The sequence below is a fragment of the Streptomyces sp. NBC_00582 genome (assembly GCF_036345155.1).
Classification (GTDB): Bacteria; Actinomycetota; Actinomycetes; order Streptomycetales; family Streptomycetaceae; genus Streptomyces.
Window position 1 is genome coordinate 812,127 of record NZ_CP107772.1, and the last position, 24,724, is coordinate 836,850.

Genomic DNA, 24,724 nt, shown 5'->3' on the forward strand with positions numbered 1-24,724 from the left:
CCTGAGCCGATGCCGACGGTTTCCCGCGGCTGATCACGACATCCCGAGTTCTTTGTCGATCAGGTCGAACAGCTCGTCCGCCGTCTCGACGGAGTCCAGTGCCCCGTCGTCGTCGGCGGGAGCCGCTCCGGAACCCCCGGAGCCGGTGCCGTTGTCGTGTCCGGCACCGCCGCCCCGCGTGGTCCTCTCCTGCCACTTCGCCGTCAGCCTCTGCAGCCGGGAAGTGATCGTCGCGTGGTCGTCCCCGCCGACCGCGGCGGCGCCGAGCGCCGCCTCCAGCCGGTCCAGTTCGACCAGGAGCGGCGCCGCCGGCACGGCCGCGCCCGAGCTCTCGCCCGCCCCCGTGCCGGACGCCTCCGGCAGGGTGATCTCCTGAAGCAGATGTCCCGCCAGCGCCGTCGGTGTCGGGTGGTCGAACACCAGGGTCGCCGGGAGCCGGAGCCTGGTGGCGGCGTTGAGCCGGTTGCGCAGTTCGACGGCGGTGAGCGAGTCGAAGCCCAGCTCCTTGAACGCCTGATCCGGCTCGATCTCGTCCGCCGAGGCGTGCCCGAGGGTCGCCGCGGCCTGGGCGCAGACCAGGTCGACGAGATACTGCTCCCGGTCGGCCGGCGCGAGTGCCGCCAGCAGGGCGCCGAGGTCCTGCCGCTCCCCGCCGGTCCCGGCCGCGGTGTCCGCCGCCCGTCGCGCCGGTGCCCGCACCAGGCCGCGCAGCAGCGGCGGTACGGCCTCGGTGTGGGCCCGCAGCGCCTGGAGGTCCAGGTTCACCGGCAGCAGGAGCGACCGGTGCGCGGGTGCCGTGACGGGCACCAGCCCGGCCGTGTCGAGGAGTTCGAGTCCCTGCTCGACGGTGAGCGGCCGCATGCCGCCGCGTGCCATCCGCCGCAGGTCCGCCTCGGTCAGCTCGGCGGTCATGCCCGTACCGGGCGCCCACGGGCCCCAGGCGAGGGACACCGCGGGCAGCCCCGAGGCACGGCGGTGAGCGGCGAAGGCGTCGAGGAAGGCGTTCGCGGCGGCGTAGTTGGCCTGACCCGCGCTGCCGAAGGTACCGGCCACCGAGGAGAAGACCACGAACGCCGACAGGTCCGCGCCGCGGGTCAGCTCGTGCAGGTGCGCCACCGCGTCCGCCTTCGGCCGCATGACGCCGGCCAGACGCTCCGGGGTGAGGGAGGCGACGACACCGTCGTCGACGACGCCCGCGGTGTGGACGACGGCGGTCAAGGGATGCTCGGTGGGGAGGGCGTCCAGCACGGCGGTGAGCTGGTCCCGGTCGGCGACGTCCAGGGCGGCGACCTCGACCTCGGCGCCCAGGTCCGCGAGTTCCGCGACGAGCTCGGGTGCGCCCGGCGCTTCGAGGCCACGGCGGCCGGCCAGCAGCAGGCGCCGTATGCCGTGCCGGGTCACCAGGTGACGGGCCACCAGCGCGCCCAGGCCACCCGTGCCACCGGTCACCAGCACCGTGCCGTCCCGGTCCAGGGGCGCCGGGACCGTGAGGACCACCTTGCCCACGTGCCGGGCCTGCGAGAGGTACCGGAACGCCTCCGCGGCGTTGCGTACGTCCCAGCAGGTGACGGGAAGGGGCCGCAGAACGTCCGCTTCGAAGAGGGCCACCAGCTCGGCCAGCATCCGGCCGATCCGCTCGGGACCTGCGTCCCACAGATCGAACGCCCGGTACGTCACACCGGAGTGCTCGGCGGCCACCGCCTCGGGGTCCCGGACGTCGGTCTTGCCCATCTCCAGGAACCGGCCCCCACGCGGCAGCAGCCGCAGCGACGCGTCCACGAACTCACCGGCCAGCGAGTCGAGCACGACGTCCACACCACGACCACCGGTCGCCGCGAGGAACGCCGCCTCGAAGTCGGTGTCGCGGGACGAGGCGAGGTGCGTGCCGTCCAGGCCCAGCTCCCGCAGCGTGTCCCACTTGCCGGCACTCGCGGTGCCGAACACCTCGGCGCCCAGATGCCGTGCCAGCTGTACGGCGGCCATGCCCACACCGCCGGCCGCCGCGTGCACCAGCACCGACTCGCCCGGCCGCACGGCGCCCAGCTCGGTCAGCGCGTAGTACGCCGTCAGGAACACGATCGGCACCGACGCCGCCTGCGCGAACGTCCAGCCGGCCGGGATCCGGGCCACCGTCCGGGCGTCCGCCACCGCCACCGGCCCGAAGGAACCGGGGAACATGCCGAACACCCGGTCACCGACGGCCAGCCCCTGCACACCCGGGCCGACCTCGGTCACCACACCCGCGCCCTCACCGCCGAGCAGACCCGCCTCGCCCGGATACATGCCGAGCGCGTTGAGCACGTCGCGGAAGTTGACCCCCGCCGCGCGTACGGCGATGCGGACCTGTCCTCGCGTCAACTCGGCGGTCGCTTCGGGGAAGGGGGTCAGGGCCAGGTTGTCCAGGGTGCCCTTCTCCACGCTGTCCAGGTGCCAGGCCGGTTCACCCGCCGGGACCGGGAGCGCGCCGCCCACGGGTACCCGGTCGAGACGCGGCGCGTGGGCGACGCCGTCGCGCAGCGCGAGCTCCGGCTCCCCGCAGGCCAGGGCCCGTACGAGCACGCCGTGGGAGGCTTCGGTGCCGTCCGTGTCGACCAGCGCGAACCGGTCGGGCGCCTCGGCGCGCGCGGCCCGGACCAGGCCCCACACCGCCGCCAGGGCGGGATCGGGAGCGCTTTCGTCGTGCGTGACCGCGCCCTCGGTGAGGATCACCAGACGGGAGTCCTCGAACCGCTCGTCGGCGAGCCAGGACCGTACGGCGTCCAGGACGCGGCCGGTGGCGGCACGGGCCGCGGCCGCCGCGTCGCCGTCCGCGCCGCTCAGACCGCGACCCGCGGCGAACAGGACGGTCGCGGGGACGGCGGCGGGCAGCTCGGCCAGGCCCGGGTACGACTCCACGCCGGGCGCGAGGCCGGCGGCGCCGACCGCCACGAGGGCCCCGGGTGAGAACGCGCCCCGCTCGGGCGCCGGCACCTTCGTCCAGCCCACCTGGAACAGACTTTCGCGGTGGCCTTCGGCATCGGCGTGCGCGGCGAGGTCGCCGGAGACCTTGCGCAGCAGCAGCGACTCCACGGAGGCGACCTCGCCACCCGCCGGGTCGGCCAGGTGCAGCGCGACGGCTTCCGGCCCCGCCTGCACCATGCGGACGCGCAGGGCCCGCGCGCCGGAGGCACGCAGCGACACGCCGCTCCACGAGAACGGCAGCCTTCCCCCGTCGGCGTCGGCCAGCGACACGAACATCATCGCGTGCAGGGCGGAGTCCAGGAGCGCCGGGTGGACACCGAAGCCACCCGCGAGCCGCTCGTGCCGGTCCGGCAGTCCCACCTCGGCGAAGACCTCCTCGCCGCGTCGCCAGACCGCGCGCAGCCCCTGGAACACCGGCCCGTAGGCGAAGCCCGCCTCGGCGAAGCGGTCGTAGAAGCCCTCCATGGGGACGGCCTCGGCGTTGGGCGGCGGCCATGCGGTCAGGTCGGGGGCCGTCGTGTCGGCGGGAGCCGGGTCGGCGGTCAACGAGCCGCTGGCGTTCAGCGTCCACGGGTCGATGTCGAGCGCGTCCTCGGCCCGGGAGTACACCTCCAGGGTGCGCGTCTGCGACTCGTCGGGTGCGCCCACGCGGACCTGGACCAGCCGTCCGGTGCGCTCGGGCACGATCAGGGGGGCGGCGATGGTCAGTTCCTCGACGCGGTCGTAGCCGAGCTGTCCGGCGGCGCACAGGGCGAGTTCGAGGAACCCGGTGCCCGGGAAGAGGACCGTGCCGGTGACGGCGTGGTCGCGCAGCCATGGGTGCGTCCTGAGCGAGAGCCGTCCGGTGAACAGCACCTCCTCGCTGCCGGCCACCCGCACCGCGCCGCCGAGCAGCGGATGGTCCGCCGAACCGACACCCGCCGAACCGAGGTCGCCCAGCGTGACGCCGGTGAAGTCGGGCCAGTAGCGGCGGCGTTGGAAGGCGTACGTCGGCAGGTCCGCGTTCCGGGCCCGGTCGCCGCCGGTGAGGGCGCGCCAGTCGGCGTCGGTCCCGTGGACGAACAGCGTGGCGAGGGCGGCGAGGGCGGCCGGTGCCTCGGGCCGGTCCTTGCGCAGCAGGGGCACGAGGACCGTGCCCTCGGTGTCGTCGAGGGAGGCCTGGGCGAGTGCGGTCAGGGTGCCGTCCGGACCGAGTTCGGCGAAGCGCCCGACACCCTGCCCGACGAGGGCGCGTACGGCGTCGGCGAAACGCACCGGGCGGCGTACATGCCGCACCCAGTAGTCCGGGGACATCAGCTCCTCGGCGGTGGCGGCGGTTCCGGTCACCGTGGAGACGAACGACAGCTTCGGCCGCTCGTAGGTCAGCCCCTCCGCGACCTTGCGGAAGTCGGCGAGCATCGGCTCCATCAGCGGGGAGTGGAAGGCGTGGCTGACCCGCAGCGCGGTGACCTTGCGGTCCTGGGCGCGGAAGCGGGCGGCGATCTCCTCGACGGCCTGCGAGGCACCCGCGACGACGACGGCCCGGGGGCCGTTGACCGCGGCGATCCCGACCTCGTCACCGAGCAGCGGCAGCACCTCGTCCTCGGACGCCTGCACCGCCACCATCGCACCACCGGCAGGCAGCGCCTGCATCAGCCGGCCCCGCGCCACCACCAGACGACACGCGTCCGCCAGCGACCACACCCCCGCCACATGCGCCGCCGCGATCTCACCGATCGAATGCCCGGCGAGGACGTCCGGACGCACACCCCACGACTCCAGCAGCCGGAACAGCGCCACTTCGAGGGCGAACAGAGCGGGCTGCGTGAACTCCGTCCGGTTCAGCAGGTCGGCGTCCTCACCGAACACCACCTCCCGCAGATCGAAGGGCAGTTCCGCGTCCACCGCGTCGAAGGCATCCGCGAAGACGGGGTAGGTGTCGTACAACTCCCGCCCCATCCCGAGGCGTTGGGACCCCTGCCCGGCAAACAGGAACGCCGTGCGCGCGTCACGTCGTACCGTGCCCGTCGCGGCGTTCACCGCCTCCTCGCCGGAAGCCACCGCCTCCAGCGCCCGCACCAGCTCCTCAGGCTCCGATCCCCAGACCACCGCCCGGTGCTCGAACAGCGACCGCGACCGCACCAGGGAACCCGCGACCTCCGTCATGTCGATCCGCTCCTCGGCGGCCACGAACCGTGCCAGCCGGCCCGCCTGGGCCCGCAACGCCGCACCCGTACGGCCCGACACCACCCACGGCACCACGCCCTCACTCACCACATGCGGCTGCGACTCCGGCTCGGCCGGGGCCTCCTCCAGCACCACGTGCGCGTTCGTGCCGCTGAGACCGAAGGACGACACACCGGCGCGGCGGGTCCTGCCCTCGACGCGCGGCCAGTCGGCGCTGTCCGTGAGCAGTTCGACCGATCCGGCCGCCCAGTCGACGTGGGACGAGGCCTCGTCCGCGTGCAGGGTGCGCGGCAGGACGCCGTGGCGCAGCGCCAGCACCATCTTGATCACACCCGCCACACCCGCGGCGGCCTGCGTATGACCGATGTTCGACTTCACCGAGCCCAGCAGCAGGGGCCGTTCACGATCCTGACCGTAGGCCGCCAGGATCGCCTGCGCCTCGATCGGATCACCCAGCGCCGTCCCCGTACCGTGCGCCTCCACCGCGTCCACATCCGACGGCCGCAGCCCGGCCCCCGCCAGCGCCTGACGGATCACCCGCTGCTGCGAAGGACCGTTCGGCGCCGTCAGACCGTTGGACGCACCGTCCTGGTTCACCGCACTGCCCCGCACCACCGCCAGCACCGGCCGCCCGGCCGCCCGCGCGTCCGACAGCCGCTCCACCAGCACCAGACCCGCGCCCTCGGAGAACCCCGCCCCGTCGGCCGCGTCCGAGAACGCCTTGCACCGGCCGTCCGCCGCCAGCCCCCGCTGCCGGCTGAAGTCCAGGAACAGCCCCGGCGTCGACATCACCGTCACACCACCGGCCAACGCCAGATCGCACTCCCCCGAGCGCAGCGCCTGCACCGCCAGGTGCAGGGCGACGAGGGCGGCCGAGCAGGCCGTGTCGACCGTGACCGCGGGTCCTTCCAGACCGAGGGTGTAGGACACGCGGCCGGAGACGATGCTCGCCGCGTTGCCGGTGCCGAGGTGGCCGCCGACGTCCTCGCCGGAGGCGACGAGCAGGGGGGTGTAGTCGTTGCCGTTGGTGCCGGCGAAGACGCCGGTGCGGGAGCCGCGCAGGGTCGTCGGGTCGATGCCCGCCCGCTCGAACGCCTCCCACGCCAGCTCCAGCAGCAACCGCTGCTGCGGATCCATCGCCAGCGCCTCACGCGGCGAGACGCCGAAGAAGGCGGGGTCGAACTCGGCCATGTTCCGCAGGAATCCGCCTTCGCGGGCGGTGCAGGTGCCGGGGTGGTCGGGGTCGGGGTGGTAGAGGCCGTCGACGTCCCAGCCGCGGTCGGCCGGGAAGGGGGCGATGGCGTCGGTGCCGTCGGCGAGCAGGCGCCAGTAGTCCTCGGGGGTGTCAACCCCGCCGGGGAAGCGGCAGCTCATCGCGGTGATGACGATCGGGTCGTCGGCGAGGGAGGCCGAGTCGGCCGCGGGCCGCGTGGGGGCGGACAGGCGGTCGTCGTCGGAGGACGTGCCGAGTTCGCCGAGCAGCATCCTGGCGAGTTCGGCGCAGTTGGGGAAGTCGAAGACCAGGGTGGCCGGCAGACGCATCCCGGTGATCTTGTTCATGCCGTTGCGCAGTTCGACGGCGCTGAGCGAGTCGAAGCCGAGGTCGCTGAAGGCGCGGGTCGGCTCGACCGCCTCGGGCCCCGGGTAGCCGAGCACCGTGGCCACATAGCCGCGGACGACGTCGAGGACGGCGTCCGCCCGTTCGTCGGCGGCGAGAGCGGCCAGGTGGCGGCGGAGCGCGGGCTGATCGCCGTCGGCGCCGTCGCCGAAGGAGTCGCCGGCGGTCCGGCCGGAGGCGGAGTCGCGCACCGGTGTGAGAACGCGCTGGGCGTCGGCCAGTTGGCGCAGCAGGGCGCTGGGCCGGGAGCCGGTGAAGGCGGGTGCGAACCGTTCCCAGCCGATGTCGGTCACCGCGAGGTAGGTCTCGCCGTGGTCGAGCGCCTGCTGGAGGGCCTGGCAGGCCAGTTCGGGCCGCATGTCGTACACGCCGTAGCGGCGCAGGCGGTCGCCGACCGCGCCGTCTCCCATGCCGCCGTCGGCCCAGTGGCCCCAGGCGACGGCCGTGGCGGGCAGGCCGAGGGCGCGGCGCTGCTGGGCGAGGGCGTCCAGGAAGGCGTTGCCGGGGGCGTAGTTGCCGAGGCCGGGGCCGCTGATGGTGCCGGACGTCGAGGAGAACAGGACGAAGGCGGACAGGTCGAGACCGGCGGTCAGTTCGTGCAGGTTGACCGCGGCGGTCACCTTGGTGCGCAGCACGGGGTGCATCCGGCCGGGGTCGAGGGCGTCGATGACGCCGTCGTCGAGGGAGCCGGCGATGTGCAGCACGGCGTCGAGCGGGTGTTCCTCGGGGATCGCCCCGATCAGCTCGCGCAGGGCGTCGCGGTCGGCGACGTCGCAGGCGGCGAGGGTGACGCGGCCGGCGCCGAGGGCGGTCAGTTCCGCCGACAGTTCGGCGGCGCCGGGCGCTTCGGCGCCCCGGCGGCTGGTGAGCAGCAGGTGGTCGGCGCCGAGGGAGGCGAGCCAGCGGGAGATGTGTCCGCCGACCGCGCCGGTGCCGCCGGTGATCAGGACGGTGCCGCGGGGCCGCCAGCTCTCGCCGGGCGGTGTGGCGCCGTCGAGCGGGGCGCGCAGCAGGCGGCGGCCGTAGGTGCCGGAGGCGCGGACGGCGGTCTGGTCCTCGCCGTCGGGCCGGGCGAGCAGGGCGCACAGCCGGTCGCCCGCCCTGCGGTCCAGGGTGGCGGGCAGGTCGATCAGGCCGCCCCAGCGGTCGGAGTGTTCGAGGGCGGCGACCCGGCCGAAGCCCCAGACGAGGGCCTGTGGTGCGCCGGACACGGTCTCCGAGGCGGTGACGGCGACGGCACCGCTGGTGGCGCACCACAGGGGGGCGCTGACGCCGAGGTCGCCGAGGGCCTGCAGGAGGGTGAGCGTGCCGGCGAGTCCGGCGGGCACCGACGGGTGCTCGGGGTGCGGGGTCTCGTCCAGGGCGAGCAGCGAGAGCACTCCGCCGAGGTCGGCCGGGTCCACGGCGGGTGCGCCGTCCGTGGCGGTGAGTGCGGCGGTCAGCAGGCCGGCCAGCCCCTCGCGGTCCGCGTCGGGGCCGGCGCCGTCGACGGCCATGACGCGGACGGTGACGCCGCGGTCGGCCAGGGCACGCCGGGTGGCGTCCGCCAGGGCGTGGCCGGCGGCGGGCACGACCAGCAGCCAGGTGCCGGACGGGGGCGCGGCCGCGGTGTCCTGGGTGAGCGGGGTCCAGCCGACGGTGTAGCGCCAGCTGTCGACGGTGGACTGCTCCTTGCTGCTGCGCCGCCAGGCGGACAGCGCGGGCAGCACCTCGCGCAGCGGGGTGTCCCCGCCGAGGTCGAGGGTGGTGGCGAGCGAGGCGAGGTCTTCTTCCTCCACCGTCCGCCAGAAGCGGCTCTCCACCTCGTCGGAGACGGTCGTGCCGTCCTCGGCGACGGTGTCCGCGTCCCGCAGTTCGGGCCAGAACCGCAGCCGCTGGAAGGCGTATGTCGGCAGGTCGACGCGGCGGGCGCCGGTCCCGGCGAAGACGCTGGGCCAGTCGACGGCGACGCCCTGGACGTGGGCCTCGGCGAGGGAGGTCAGGAAGCGGTCCAGGCCGCCCTGGTCGCGGCGGAGCGTGCCGAGCACGACGGCGTCGGCACCGGTGTCCTCGATGGTCTCACGGAGGCCGAAGGCGACGACGGGGTGCGGTCCGACCTCGATGAAGGCTCGGTGTCCGGCGGCGAGCAGGCCGCGGACCGCCTCCTCGAAGCGGACGGTCTCCCGCAGGTTGGTGTACCAGTAGGAGGCGTCCAGGACGGTGTCGTCGTCCAGCCAGTCGCCGGTCACCGAGGAACGGAAGGGGATCTCGGCGGACGTCGGCCGCAGTCCGGCGAGTGTGTCGAGGACCTGTTCGCGCACGGGTTCGACGTGTGCGGAGTGGCTGCCGTAGTCCACGGCGACCTTGCGGGCCTGGACGCCGTCCCCGGTCAGCGCGGTGAACAGCTCGTCCAGGGCGTCGGCGGCGCCGGAGACGACGACCGAGCCGGGGCCGTTGACGGCGGCCACGGAGAGCCGGTCGCCGTACGGCTCCAGCCGGGTGCGCACCTCGTCGGCGGGGAGCGGGACGGACATCATGCCGCCGTCGCCCGCGATGGCGGTGATGGCCTTGCTCCGCAGGGCCGCGACGCGGGCGCCGTCCTCGAGGGACAGGGCGCCGGCGACGACGGCCGCGGCGATCTCGCCCTGGCTGTGGCCCACGACGGCGGCGGGCTCGACGCCGTAGGAGCGCCACAGGTGGGCGAGGGAGACCATGACGGCCCACAGGACGGGCTGGACGACGTCCACCCGGTCGAGGTCGGGGGCGTCCGGGCCGCCGCGCAGGGCGGCCGTCAGCGACCAGTCGACGTACGGCGCGAGCGCCTGCTCGCACTCGGCGACGCGGCGGGCGAACTCGGGTGCGGTGTCGAGGAGTTCCCGGCCCATGCCGGGCCACTGGGCGCCCTGGCCGGGGAAGACCAGCACGGGTCCGGTGCCGCGCCGGTCGAGGCCGCGGACGACGTCGCTGACCATGCCGTCCTCGACGAGGTCGCGCAGCCCGCGTTCCAGGCTCTCGTCGTCGGCGGCGAGGACGACCGCCCGCTGCTCGAAGGCGGTGCGGGTGGTGGCCAGGGACAGGCCCAGGTCGGCGCGGCCGAGTCCGGGGTGGGCGCGCAGATGGGCGAGGAGCCGTCCGGCCTGGGCGCGCAGACCGTCGCCGGTACGGGCGGAGAGCGGGACGAGGACGGACGCCGGCGGGGCGTCGGCCGTGGCCTGCCCGGCCCGGTCGAGTGACGGCGTGTCGGGGCGCGGGGCGGTGTCGGGCGGCGTGTCGTCGGGGGCCTGCTCGATGATGACGTGGGCGTTGGTGCCGCTCATGCCGAACGAGGAGACGCCCGCGCGGCGCGGTCGGTCGGTCCGCGGCCACGGCACCGGCTCGTCGAGCAGCCGTACGGTCCCCGCGGACCAGTCGACCTCGGGGGTCGGGTTCTCGGCGTACAGGGTCGCCGGGAGCAGGCCGTTGCGCAGGGCCATGACCATCTTGATCACGCCGCCGACTCCGGCGGCGGCCTGGGAGTGGCCGATGTTGGACTTCAGCGAGCCCAGCCACAGGGGGCGGTCGTCGGGACGGTCCTGGCCGTAGACGGCGATCAGCGCCTGGGCCTCGATCGGGTCGCCCAGCGTCGTGCCGGTGCCGTGCGCCTCCACGGCGTCGATGTCGGCCGGGGTGAGCCCGCCGCCGGCCAGGGCGGCGCGGATGACCCGCTGCTGGGAGGGCCCGTTGGGGGCGGTCAGGCCGTTGGACGCGCCGTCCTGGTTGAGGGCGCTGCCCTGGACGACGGCGAGGACGGGGTGTCCGCTCCGCCGGGCGTCGGACAGCCGCTCCAGCACGACCATGCCGACGCCTTCGGCCCAGCTGGCCCCGTCGGCGTCCGCGGAGAACGGCTTGCATCGGCCGTCCTCGGCGAGCGCCCGCTGCCGGCTGAACTCGATGAGGGAGCCCGGCGTCGACATGACGGTGACACCGCCGGCCAGCGCGAGATCGCACTCGCCCTGCCGCAGCGACTGCACCGCGAGGTGGAGGGCCACCAGGGACGAGGAGCAGGCGGTGTCCACGGACAGCGCCGGGCCCTCCAGTCCCAGGGCGTAGGCGATACGGCCGGACAGGACGCTCGGCGAGTTGCCGGTGCCGATGTATCCCTCGAAGCTCTCCTTGGCGGCGCCGAGGATGCCGATGTAGTCCTGGTAGGTGACGCCGGCGAAGACGCCGGTGAGGCTGCCGCGGCGGGACGCCGGGTCGATGCCCGCGCGCTCCAGCGCCTCCCAGGACGTCTCCAGCAGCAGCCGCTGCTGGGGGTCCATCGCGAGGGCCTCGCGCGGGGAGATGCCGAAGAAGCCGGGGTCGAAGTGGCTGGCGTTGTGCAGGAAGCCGCCCTCGCGGGCGTAGCAGGTGCCCGGGTGGTCCGGATCCGGGTGGTAGAGCGCCGCGAGGTCCCAGCCGCGGTCGGCCGGGAGCGGGGAGATGCCGTCGCCGCGCTGCGCGACGAGGTCCCACAGTTCCTCGGGGCTGGAGATGCCGCCCGGATAGCGGCACGCCATGCCGACGACCACGATCGGATCGTCGTCGAGCCGGGCGCGGGAGGCGGCGGGCGGCGCCGCGTCCGGCCGGGCGCCGAACAGTTCCTCGTCGAGGTGCGCGGCGAGCGCGAGCGGTGTCGGGTGGTCGAAGACCAGGGTGGCCGGCAGCAGGACGCCCAGTTCGGCGCTGAGCTGGTTGCGCAGTTCGACGGCGGTGACGGAGGCGAAGCCGAGGTCCTTGAAGACGCGGGAGGGCTCGACCTCGTCGACGTCGACGTAGTCCAGCACGGCGGCCACCTTGCGGCGCACCCGGTCGAGCAGCACCCGCCGACGCTCGGCGGCGGACCGGCCTGCGAGCCGGTCCAGCAGGGTCGCCTCCTCGGCCTCGGCACCGGAGTCGGCGGCGCGTCGGCGCACGGTCCGCGCCGGGGCGGCGGGACGGCCGGGCTCGGCGGCGTCGCCGAGAGCGGCATCCGCCTCCGTGCGGGTGCCGTCCACGGCATCCGTGTCCGTACGGTCCGCTGCGGGGCCGCTGTCGCCGAGTTCCCTCGCGGTGGGCGCGCCGGGGGCGGGCCGCAGGCGCAGCGACTCGATGGCGAGCACCGGCTGCCCGGAGGCGTCGGCGGCGCTGAGCGTCACCGCGTCCTCGGCGCACCGGGCCAGGCGGACCCGCAGGGCGGCGGCACCGTCGGCGAGGAGGGTGGCGCGCTGCCACGCGAAGAGCAGCAGCCCTTCGCCCAGTCCTTCCGGCAGGCCGAGGCCCAGCGGATGCAGTGCCGCGTCCAGCAGGGCCGGGTGCAGCCCGAAGCGTCGCGCCTGTTCGCGTGCCTCCGCGTCGAGGGCGACCTCGGCGTACACGGCGTCACCGTGCCGCCATACGGCGGTGAGGGCGCGGAACGCCGGGCCGTACTGCAGACCGGCGTCGGCGGCCAGCCGTTCGTACAGGTCGGCGAGGGCGACCGGTTCGGCTCCGGCCGGAGGCCAGACGGCGAAGTCGGCGAAGTCGGCCGCCCGGTCGGCCGGCGCGGGGCCGGCGGGCGTGAGCAGGCCGCCCGCGTGGCGGGTCCACTCGGCGCCGTCGAACTGTGGGTCGTCGGGGCGCGAGTAGACGGAGAGGGCACGGGTGCCGCGGGCGTCCGGCTCGTCGATACGGACCTGCAGCCGGACCGCGCCGCGCTCGGGCACCGTCAGGGGCGCCTCCAGGGCGAGTTCGCGGACCTCGTCGCAGCCGACCTGGTCGCCCGCGCGGACGGCGAGCTCCAGGAAGGCGGTGCTGGGCAGCACGGCCGCGCCGCCGAGCCGGTGGTCGGCCAGCCAGGGGTGCGAGCGCAGGGACAGCCGTCCGGTGAGCACGACCGCGTCGCTGCCCGCGACCGGCACCGCGGCGGCGAGCAGCGGATGGTCGGTGGCGGCGAGACCGAGCGAGGACGCGTCGCCCGTCGCAGCGGGCACGTCGAGCCAGTAGCGCCTGCGCTGGAAGGCGTAGGTGGGCAGGGGGACGTGCGGCGCCCGGGACAGTGGCGGCAGGGCTGCCGTCCAGTCCACGTCGACGCCCCGGGTGAACAGGGCGGAGACGGCCGTCAGCAGCGTCCGCCGCTCGGGACGGTCGTCCCGCAGCGCGGACACCTGCAGACCGTCCGCCGTGGGCAGGCAGGACTGGGTGAGCGTGGTCAGGGTGCCGTCGGGGCCGAGTTCGAGGAAACGGGTGACGTTGCGGTCGGCGAGTGTACGGACGCCGTCGGCGAAGCGGACCGCGTCCCGCACGTGCCGCACCCAGTACTCGGGGGAGGTGAGTTCCTCGGCGGTGGCAAGGACGCCGGTGACGTCGGAGACGACCGGGATGCCCGGGGCCTCGTACGTGATGCTCTCGGCGACGGCACGGAAGCCGGTCAGCATCGGTTCCATCAGCGGGGAGTGGAAGGCGTGGCTGACGCGCAGCCGCCGGGTGCGCCTGCCCAGCGCCTCGGCGGCGGCGACGACATCGCGCACCGCGTCCTCGGTGCCGGAGACCACCACGGACAGCGGTCCGTTGACGGCGGCGATCGAGACTTCGGTCTCCCGGCCCGCCAGCAGCGGCAGCACCTCGTCCTCGGACGCCTGGAGCGACACCATCGCCCCACCGGCCGGAAGCGCCTGCATCAGCCAGCCCCGCGCCGCCACCAGACGGCACGCGTCGGCCAGGGACCACACCCCCGCGACATGCGCGGCGGCCAACTCGCCCACGGAATGGCCGAGCAGCACGTCCGGACGCACACCCCACGACTCCAGCAGCCGGAACAGCGCCACTTCCAGCGCGAACAGGGCGGGCTGCGCGAACTCCGTACGGTTCAGCAGGTCGGCGTCGTCACCGAACACCACCTCCCGCAACGGGCGGGGCAGTTCGGTGTCGAGGTGGGCGCACACGGCGTCGAAGGCATCGGCGAAGGCCGGGTGCTCGGCGTACAACTCCCGTCCCATGCCGAGACGTTGCGAGCCCTGTCCGGCGAACAGGAACGCCGTACGGCCGTCCTGGAGCACGGAGCCGATGACGGCGCCGTCGGCCGGCTCGCCGTCCGCGACCGTCCGGAGACCGCGCAGCAGTGCCTCGCGGTCCGCGCCCCACACCACGGCCCGGTGTTCGAAGGCCGAGCGGGTGCGGACGAGGGAGGCGGCCACCTCGGCCGCCGTCACCGCGGGACGGTCGGCGAGGTGGTCGGCCAGCCGGGCGGCCTGGGCGCGCAGCGCGCTGCGGCTGCGCCCGGAGACCACCCAGGGCACCTCGGAGGGGGCGTCCCCGGCCGCTTCGGCGAGAGGCTGCCCGGGGTCCGCTCCCTCAAGGGCGGGCTTCGGCGGAGCAGGCTGTTCCAGGATCACGTGGGCGTTGGTGCCGGACACGCCGAAGGCCGACACACCGGCCCGCCGCGGACGTCCCTCGGCCTGCGGCCACGCGGTGTTCTCCGTCAGCAGCCGCACCTCGCCGGCCGACCAGTCGACGTGGCTCGACGGCTGCTCCGCGTGCAGGGTGCGCGGCAGCAGTCCGTGGTTCATCGCCAGCACCGTCTTGATGACGCCGGAGACCCCGGCGGCGGCCTGGGTGTGGCCGATGTTGGACTTCAACGAGCCGAGCCAGAGAGGCTGTTCGCGGTCCTGTCCATAGGCGGCGAGCAGAGCCTGGGCCTCGATCGGGTCACCGAGTCTCGTGCCCGTGCCGTGCGCCTCCACCGCGTCGACGTCGGCGGGGTTCAGCCCGGCCCCGGCCAGCGCCTGCCGGATGACCCGCTGCTGGGCGGGCCCGTTGGGGGCGGTCAGGCCGTTGCTGGCCCCGTCCTGGTTGACGGCGGAACCGGCGACGACCGCCAGCACCTGGTGCCCGTTGCGCCGGGCGTCGGAGAGCCGCTCCACGACGAGCACACCGACACCCTCGGCCCAGCCGGTGCCGTCCGCCTCCTCGGAGAACGCCTTGCACCGGCCGTCCGCCGCCAGCCCGCCCTGCGAGCTGAACTCGACGAACGCCCCGGGGTCGGCCAGCACCGTGACACCGCCGACCAGCGCCAGGTCGCACTCGGCGGACCGGAGCGACTGCGCCGCCAGATGCAGCGCCACGAGGGAGGACGAGCAGGCCGTGTCGACGGTCACGGCGGGTCCCTCGAAGCCGAAGGTGTACGCGACGCGGCCGGAGACCACGCTGCCGGCGACACCCGTCAGCAACTGCCCGCCGAGCCCCTCGGGCACCTCGCGCAGTCCGGCGCCGTATCCGGAGCTGCCTGCGCCGACGAACACACCGGTACGGCTGCCGTGCAGTGCGTCGGGCCTGATCGCCGCGTGTTCGAGGGCTTCCCAGGACGTCTCCAGCAGCAGTCGCTGCTGGGGGTCGACGGCGAGGGCCTCGCGGGGCGAGATGCCGAAGAAGGCGGGGTCGAACTGCCCGGCGTCGTAGAGGAATCCGCCCGCGCGGGTGTGACTGCGGCTGCGTCCGTCCTCTCCTGTGCCGTGCAGGGCGTCGAGGTCCCAGCCGCGGTCGGTGGGGAAGTCGGAGATCGCGTCGGTGCCTTCGGTGACCAGCCGCCACAGGTCGTCCGGGCCCTCGACCCGGCCGGGCAGCCGGCAGGCCATCCCGACGATGACGACCGGGTCGTCCGTCGTGGCCGTCAGGGCCGGAACCGGCGGCAGCGCGTCCGCCCCCGGGTCGCCGTCCGCGAACAGCTCCTGCCGCAGCAGCCGTACGAGGGCCGTCGGCGTCGGATGGTCGAAGACGAGGGTGCTGGGCAGCTTCAGGCCGGTGTCGGCGGCGAGCCGGTTGCGCAGCTCGACGGCGGTGAGGGAGTCGAAGCCCAGGTCCCGGAAGGACCGCGTGGCCTCCACCGTCGAGGTGTCGGCGTGACCGAGCACCGCCGCGACCCCGGCGAGGACGGACTCCAGCAGGGCGCGGTCGCGTTCGGCCGCGGGCAGTGCGGCGAGCCGCTCGCGCAGTGCCGAGACGGCCGGTACGCCGGCAAGGGTGTCCGCGCCGGTGGTGGGGGTGGTGTGGGCTTCGGGAAGACCCGCCAGCAACGCGCTGGGACGCACACTCGTGTACGCGGGAGCGAACCGCTCCCACTCCACGTCCGCCACGACCACCACCGGATCCTCACCGGCCACCACACGCCCCAGCTCCCGCACCGCACGCCCCGGATCCAGCGCCACCAGACCCCGCCGCCGCAACGCCTCCACCACCCCACCACCGGCAGCCATCCCCCCACCGGCCCACGGACCCCACGCCACCGACGTCCCCACCAACCCCCGCACCCGACGCGCCTGCACCAACGCGTCCAACGCCGCGTTCGCCGCCGCATACCCCGCCTGCCCCCCACTGCCCCACACACCCGCAATCGAGGAGAACACCACGAACGCGTCCAGCACCCGGTCCCCCAGCACCGCATCCAGATGCACCGCACCCGCCACCTTCCCCGACCACACCTCCGCCAGATCCCCCGCACCCACCTCCCCCAACGGCACATTCACCACCGCACCCGCCGCATGCACCACCGCATCCACCGGATACTCCGCCAGCAACCCCTCCACCGCCGCCCGGTCCGACACATCACACGCCACCACACTCACCCGCGCACCCGCCGCCGCCAGCTCCTCCCGCAACTCCACCGCACCCGGCGCACCCAACCCCCGCCGACCGGCCAGCACCACATGCCCCGCACCCTCCGCAACCACCCACCGCGCCACCCGCGCACCCAACACACCCGTACCACCCGTGATCAACACCGTCCCCCGCGGAGACCAACCCCCATCCCCACCGGCAGCCACCCGCTCCAACCGACGACCGAACACACCCGACCCACGCACCGCCACCTGATCCTCAACACCCACACCCGCCAAAACCGCCACCAGACGGCCTGCCGTGCGGCGGTCGATCGTGGCGGGGAGGTCGATCAGACCGCCCCAGCGACCGGAGGCCTCCAGAGCGGCCACCCGGCCCAGCCCCCAGACCGCGCCCTGCGCCACATCGACGGCGCCGTCCGAACGGCCCACGGCCACCGCGCCCCGGGTCAGCACCCACAGCGGAGCCGTGACGCCCGCGTCGCCCAGGGCCTGGATCAGCGCCAGCGAACCCGACACCCCCACCGGCACACCGTCCCCCGACACCTCGCCCGAGAGAGCCAGCAAGGACACCACACCCTCCACCGACGACAGGTCCTTCAGCCCGGCGGCGAGCTGCGCGCGGTCCACGATCCCCTCGTGCGGGATCCGCTCCACCTCGGCACCACGGGCCACCAGCGCGTCGCGCACCGACTGGACCCATGCGTCCTCGGCGAGTCCGGCCGGCTCGACCACCAGCCACCGGCCGGACAGCGTCGCAGAGCCGGAGACATCGGCCAGCGGACGCCAGTCGACCCGGTACCGGCAGCGGTCGGCCTCGGCCAGTTCCTGGCTCTGCCGCCGCCAGGAGGTCAGCGCGGGCAGCACCGCCCCCACGACCTCCTCCTCCAACTCCAGCGCACCCGCCAGAGCCTCCAGATCCTCCCGCTCGACCGCCTCCCAGAACCGCGCATCCACCTCACCACCGCCAGACACGACCGGCTCCCGGCGCACGACCTCCGGCCAGTACCGCTGGTGCTGGAACGCATACGTCGGCAGCTCCGCCCATCGCGCGGCGGGGATGACAGCCGACCAGTCCACCTCGCCACCGCGGGTGAAGACGGCGGCGACGGCGGCGACCGTCGCCCCGGCCTCCGCCCGGCCCTTGCGCAACACCGGTACGCACAGGTGTCCCTCGTCGGCGACACAGTCGTGGGCGAGCGTGGCGAGGGTGCCGTCCGGCCCGAGTTCGAGGAAGCGGGTGACGTTCTGCTCGGCGAGAGCGGCCACGGCGTCTGCGAACCGGACGGTCCGCCGCACATGGTCCACCCAGTAGTCCGGCGAGGTCAGCTCGTCGGTGACCGGTGCGCCGGTCACCGTGGAGACGAGGCGCATGCCGGGCTGCTCGTAGGAGAGGTCTTCCACGACCGCCCGGAATTCGTCGAGCATCGGTTCCATCAGCGGCGAGTGGAAGGCATGGCTCACCCGCAGAGCCGTGACCTTGCGCCCCTCACCACGGAAGAGGTCCGCGATCTCACCGACGGCCTCGGCAGAACCGGAAACCACCACCGCACGCGGCCCGTTGACCGCAGCCACACCCACCTCGGCGTCCAGCAGCGGCAGCACCTCGTCCTCGGACGCCTGGAGCGCCACCATCGCACCCCCGGACGGCAGGGCCTGCATCAGCCGGCCCCTCGCCACCACCAGACGGCACGCGTCCGCCAGCGACCACACCCCGGCGACGTGAGCGGCCGCGATCTCACCGATCGAATGCCCGGCGAGGACGTCCGGACGCACACCCCACGACTCCAGCAGCCGGAACAGCGCCACTTCCAGCGCGAACAGTGCGGGCTGCGCGAACTCCGTGCGATTCAAGAGATCAGCGTCCTGGCCGAACACGACGTCGGCCAGGGGAAGTTCCAGTTGCGGATCCAGGTGGGCGCACACGGCGTCGAAGGCATCGGCGAACACCGGGTACTCCTCATACAACTCCCGCCCCATACCGAGACGTTGGGAGCCCTGACCGGCGAACAGGAAAGCCGTACGGCCCCCTTCACCGACCTCACCCGTCACCACACCGGCAGCCGACTCACCCGCCGCCACAGCCTCCAGACCGTCGAGCAACTCCTCACGATCCGCACCCCACACCACGGCCCGGTGCTCGAACACCGACCGCGACCGGACCAAAGACCCACCGATCCCCGCGACATCCACCGCACCGACGCCGGCCACGAACTCCACCAGCCGACTGGCCTGCTCCCGCAACGCGGCCCGGCTACGCGCCGACACCACCCACGGCACCACGGACGACACCGGTACCTCGGCGCCCGCAGCAGCGGGATCGTCCTCGACAGCCGACTGTTCCAGGATGACGTGCGCGTTCGTGCCGGAGACTCCGAACGCCGACACACCTGCCCGGCGTACACGCCCCGCCTCGGGCCACTTCTGTTCCCGGGTGAGCAGCTCGACCGCACCCGCCGACCAGTCCACATGCGACGACGGCGCGTCCACATGCAGGGTCCGCGGCAGCAGGCCACGGTGCATGGCCAGCACCATCTTGATCACACCCGCCACACCCGCGGCGGCCTGCGTGTGCCCGATGTTCGACTTCACCGACCCCAGCCACAACGGCCGCTCACGGTCCTGCCCATACGTCGCGATCAGCGCCTGCGCCTCGATCGGATCACCCAGCGCCGTACCCGTACCATGCGCCTCCACCGCGTCCACGTCCGCCGGCGTGAGCCCGGCACCCGCCAGCGCGGCACGGATCACCCGCTGCTGGGACGGACCGTTCGGCGCCGTCAGCCCATTGCTGGCGCCGTCCTGATTGACCGCACTGCCCCGCACCACCGCCAAAACCCGGTGCCCGTTGCGCCGCGCGTCCGACAACCGCTCCACCACCAGCACACCCACACCCTCACCCCACCCCGTACCATCCGCACCCTCCGCGAACGCCTTGCACCGCCCGTCCACCGCAAGCCCCCGCTGCCGCGAGAACTCCACAAACGCCCCCGGCGTCGACATCACCGTCACACCACCGGCCAACGCCAGATCACACTCACCCGAACGCAACGCCTGCACCGCCAGATGCAACGCCACCAACGACGACGAACACGCCGTGTCCACCGTCACCGCGGGACCCTCCAGCCCCAGCACATACGACACCCGACCCGACAACACCGACGCCGCGTTGCCCGTGCCCACATGCCCCTCGAAATCCTCACCCGAGGCAAGCAGCAGACCCGTGTAGTCCTGACCGTTCGTCCCCGCGAACACCCCCGTCCGACTGCCCCGCAACCCACCCGGAGCAATCCCCGCCCGCTCCAACGCCTCCCACGACGACTCCAGCAACAACCGCTGCTGCGGATCCGTCGCCAACGCCTCCCGCGGACTCATCCCGAAGAACCCCGCGTCAAAACCACCCACACCGTCCAGGAAGGCACCCACATCGACGAGACTGGTGCCGGGACGTTCGCCCTCCGGGTCGTACAGGCTGTTCAGGTCCCAGCCTCGGTCGGCCGGGAACGGGCCCACCGCGTCGGCGCCCTCGGACAGCAGCCGCCACAGACCCTCCGGATCCCGCACCCCACCCGGGAACCGGCACGCCATCCCCACGATCACCACCGGATCGTCACCCGCGACCACGCTCACAGAAGCCGACGCGACGGCCTCCGCCTCCGCCGCATCACCCAGCAACCGCTCCCGCAGATGCCGCGCGAGCGCCACCGGTGTCGGATAGTCGAACACCACCGTGGCGGCCAGGCCGGTGACTCCCGTGACGGCGGTGAGACCGTTGCGGAGTTCGACCGCGATCAGGGAGTCGACGCCCAGGTCCCGGAAGGCACGCTCGGCCGGCACGGCGGCCGCTCCCGCGTAGCCGAGCACGCCGGCCGCGCAGAACCGGACCGTCTCCAGCAGGACGCGGTCCTGTTCGGCGGGGGTGAGCCCGGTCAGGCGGCCGAGCAGTCCGGCGCGGTCGTCGATCTCGGTGCGCCCGGCCCCCTTGGTGGCGGCCTCCAGGGCCGCGCGGGCCTCGGGCAGCGAGGCGATCAGCGGGTTCGGGCGCGTCACGGTGAGGGCGGGTGCGAAGTCCGCCCAGTCGAGATCGGCGACGACGACGGCGGGGGTGTCGGACGCCGCCGCGCGAGCGAGGGCGTTCATGGCGGCCTCGGCGTTCAGGGGGAGGACGCCTCCTCGGCGCATCCGCGAGGCGGAACGGGTTTCGTCGGCCATGCCTCCGTCGGCCCACGGACCCCATGCGATCGAGGTGGCGGGCAGCCCGGCCGCCCGGCGCCGCTCGGCGAGCGCGTCCAGGAAGGCGTTGGCCGCCGCGTAGTTGCCCTGCCCCGCCGCTCCGATGCTGCCCGCGAAGGAGGAGAAGAGGACGAAGGCGTCCAGGTCGCGGTCGCGCGTGAGCTCGTCCAGGTGCAACGCGCCCAACGCCTTCGCCCGCAACACCGTCGCGAACCGCTCCGGCGTCAACGCATCGATCACACCGTCGTCCAGCACACCCGCCGTATGCACCACCGCATCCACCGGATACTCCGCCAACACCCCCGCCAACGCACCACGATCAGCCGCATCACACTCCACGACCGACACCCGCACACCCAACCCCACCAACTCGTCCCGCAACTCCACCGCACCCGGCGCACCCAACCCCCGACGACTCGTCAGCACCACATGCGCCGCACCCTCCACCGCCACCCACCGCGCCACCCGCGCACCCAACGCACCCGTACCACCCGTGATCAACACCGTCCCCCGCGGACGCCACCCCTCATCCCCACCACCGGCACGCACCCGCTCCAACCGACGACCGAACGCACCCGACCCACGCACCGCGATCTGGTCCTCGTCGGCGAGTCCACCGGCGAGGACCGCGGCGAACCGGTGCGCGGCGCGGCGGTCGAGAACCTCCGGCAGGTCGATCAGACCACCCCAGCGATCCGGGTACTCCAGAGCCGCCACCCGGCCCACACCCCACACCGCACCCTGCACCGGATCCACCGGACCGTCCGAACGGCCCACCGACACACCACCACACGTCACCACCCACACCCGACCACCCACGTCACCCAAGGCCTGAAGCAGGGTGGCGACCGCGGCACACGCCTGTACGGCATCCGTGCAGGCACGGGTGTCGAGGAGGATCCCCGAGACCTCGTCGCCGGAGGCGGCGGCAGCCATCCGAGCGGCGAGAGAGGCCCGTTCGGCGGTGGCGGGGAGTTCGACCACCACGGAGGCGGCGCCGCGTGCGGCGAGTTCCGCCGTGATGGTGTCGGTGCCGGCGTCCTGTGCGGTGTCTTCGGGCCGGAGGACGATCCAGCGGCCGGAGAGCGCGGTGACGGTCGACGGTTCGAGCGGCGTCCAGTGGGTCCGGTAGAGCCACTGGTCGGCCCGGGAGCGTTCCAGGCTGCGGTGGCGCCAGGACGACAGGGCCGGGACCAGGGTGTTCAGGGACTCCTCGGCGAGCCCCAGCGACTGGGCGAGGGAACCGAGGTCGCCGCGCTCGACGGCGTTCCAGAACTCCGCTTCGGCGGCGCCACCGGCCGGCCGCTCACCGTCCGCGCCGCGGCCCTGGGCCGGGCGGCCGTGGTCCGCCAGCCAGTAGCGCTGGTGCTGGAAGGCGTAGGTGGGCAGCTCCACCCGGCGTCCGCCGGGGAGGACTGCCTCCCAGGCGACCGTGGCGCCGTGGGCGTGGAGCCGGGAGAGCGCCGTGACGAGGTCGGTGGCGCCGTCCCGGTCCTTGCGCAGGGCGGGTGTGAACAGCACGCCGTCGCTGCCGCCGGAGTCTGCGACGGCGACCGCCTCCGGGCAGTCCTGGGCCAGCGCGGTGAGCGTGCCGTCGGGGCCGAGTTCGAGGTAGCGCGTGGTGCCCCGCGCGGCGAGGGTGCGCACGGCGTCGGCGAAGCGGACGGCCTGGCGCACGTGGCGCACCCAGTGCTCCGGGGAGCGCAGTTCCTCGGGGGTGGCGGCCGTGCCCGTGAGGGTGGAGACGATCGGGAGGTTCGGTTCCTCGTAGGTGAGGCTCTCGGCCACGGCGCGGAAGTCGTCGAGCATCGGTTCCATCAGCGGCGAGTGGAAGGCATGGCTCACCCGCAGAGCCGTGACCTTGCGCCCCTCACCACGGAAGTGGTCCGCGATCTCACCGACGGCCTCGGCAGTGCCCGAAACCACCACCGCGCGCGGCCCGTTGACCGCAGCCACACCCACCTCGTCGTTCAGCAGCGGCAGCACCTCGTCCTCGGACGCCTGCACCGCCACCATCGCACCACCGGCCGGAAGCGCCTGCATCAGCCGGCCCCGCGCCACCACCAGACGGCACGCGTCCGCCAGCGACCACACCCCCGCCACATGCGCCGCCGCGATCTCACCGATCGAATGCCCGGCCAGCACATCCGGACGCACACCCCACGACTCCAGCAGCCGGAACAGCGCCACTTCCAGCGCGAACAGTGCGGGCTGCGCGAACTCCGTACGGTTCAGACGCTCGACGTCCTCCCCGAACACCACCTCCCGCAGATCGAACGGCAGCTCCGCGTCGACGGCGTCGAATGCCTCGGCGAACACCGGGTATTCGTCGTGGAGTTCGCGGCCCATGCCCAGCCGCTGGGCGCCCTGGCCGGCGAAGAGGAAGGCGGTGCGGCCGTCGGGCTGGGCGGTGCCGGTGACGATGCCCTCGGCGCGGTCGCCGTGGGCGAACGCGGTCAGCGCTTCGACGAGTTCGGCGTGGTCGGCGCCGATGACGGCGACCCGGTACGGCAGTGCCGACCGGTGCGTGGCGAGGGACCGGGCGAGGTCGAGGGGCGCGGTGCCGGGGTGTTCCGTCAGATGCGCGAGGAGACGGGTGGCCTGGGCGGGCAGGGCTTCGGGGGTCCGGGCGGACAGGATCCAGGGCAGCACCCGGGGGGCTCGCTGCGGCAGCGCGCGGGAGGCGGCGGACCCGATGGGGTCGGCGGCCGGCGCGTCGGTGTTCTCCGGGGCTCCGTCGCCGGGTGTGTCCGCGTTCTCGGGCCCCTCGTCTTCGGGTGCCTCCTCGAGAATGGTGTGGGCGTTGGTGCCGCTCACGCCGAAGGCGGACACGGCGGCGCGCCGCGGCCGGCCCTCCTCGCCGGTCCACTCCCGCTCCTGGGTGAGGAGCTCGACCGCACCCGCCGACCAGTCCACATGCGACGACGGCGCGTCCACGTGCAGCGTGCGCGGCAGCAGACCGTGCTGCATGGCCAGCACCATCTTGATCACACCCGCCACACCCGCGGCGGCCTGTGTGTGCCCGATGTTCGACTTCACCGACCCCAGCCACAACGGCCGCTCACGATGCCGGCCGTACGTCGCGATCAGCGCCTGCGCCTCGATCGGATCACCGAGCGTGGTACCCGTGCCATGCGCCTCCACCGCGTCCACGTCCGCCGGCGTGAGCCCGGCACCCGCCAGGGCGGCCCGGATCACCCGCTGTTGCGAGGGGCCGTTGGGGGCGGTGAGACCGTTGGACGCGCCGTCCTGGTTGACCGCGCTGCCCCGCACCACCGCCAGCACCCGATGGCCGTTGCGCCGCGCGTCCGACAGCCGCTCCACCAGCAGCATGCCCACGCCCTCGGACCAGCCGGTGCCGTCGGCGGCCTCCGCGAACGCCTTGCACCGGCCGTCCTCGGCGAGCCCCCGCTGCCGCGAGAACTCCACGAACACACCCGGCGTCGACATCACCGTCACACCGCCGGCCAGCGCCAGATCGCACTCGCCGCCCCGCAGCGCCTGCACCGCCAGGTGCAGCGCGACCAGCGACGACGAACACGCCGTGTCCACCGTCACCGCGGGCCCTTCCAGGCCGAGCGCGTACGAGACGCGCCCCGAGACCACGGAGGTGGAGTTACCGGTGAGCAGGTGGCCGCGTACGTCGTCGGGGATGTCGCCGAGGCCGGCGCCGTACTCCTGGTTGCTGCAGCCCACGAAGACGCCCGCGCGGCCGCCCCGCGCCGACTCGGGGTCGATGCCGGCGTGTTCGAACGCCTCCCAGGACGTCTCCAGCAGCAGCCGCTGCTGGGGGTCCATCGCGACGGCCTCGCGGGGCGAGATCCCGAAGAACGCGGGGTCGAAGTCCCCGGCGTCGTGGACGAAGCCGCCCTCACGGGCGTAACTGCCGTCCACGCGCCGGGCTTCCGGGTCGTAGAGCGCCTCGGTGTCCCAACCGCGGTCCGTGGGCCATGCGGAGATGGCGTCGGTACCGTCGGCCAGCAGCTGCCAGTAGTCCTCGGGGGACCGCACCCCTCCGGGGAACCGGCAGCTCATGCCGACGATCGCGATGGGCTCGTCCTCGCGGGCCTCCAGCTCCTGGAGCCGCCGACGCGTCTCGGTCAGGTCGGCGGTGACCCACTTGAGGTAGTCCCGGAGCTTGTCTTCATTCGCCATTGGAACTTGCCCCATACGTCGTAGC

At 74.0% G+C, this 24,724-nt stretch carries 1 protein-coding gene; it reads right to left on the minus strand.

From position 1 onward, the window contains the following. Window positions 1-33: 33 nt before the first annotated feature. Window positions 34-24,699 (minus strand): type I polyketide synthase, encoded by a 24,666-nt coding sequence (locus tag OG852_RS03395; protein ID WP_330347011.1) that lies wholly within the window; start codon window positions 24,697-24,699, stop codon window positions 34-36. Between the last annotated feature and the right edge of the window lie 25 nt (window positions 24,700-24,724).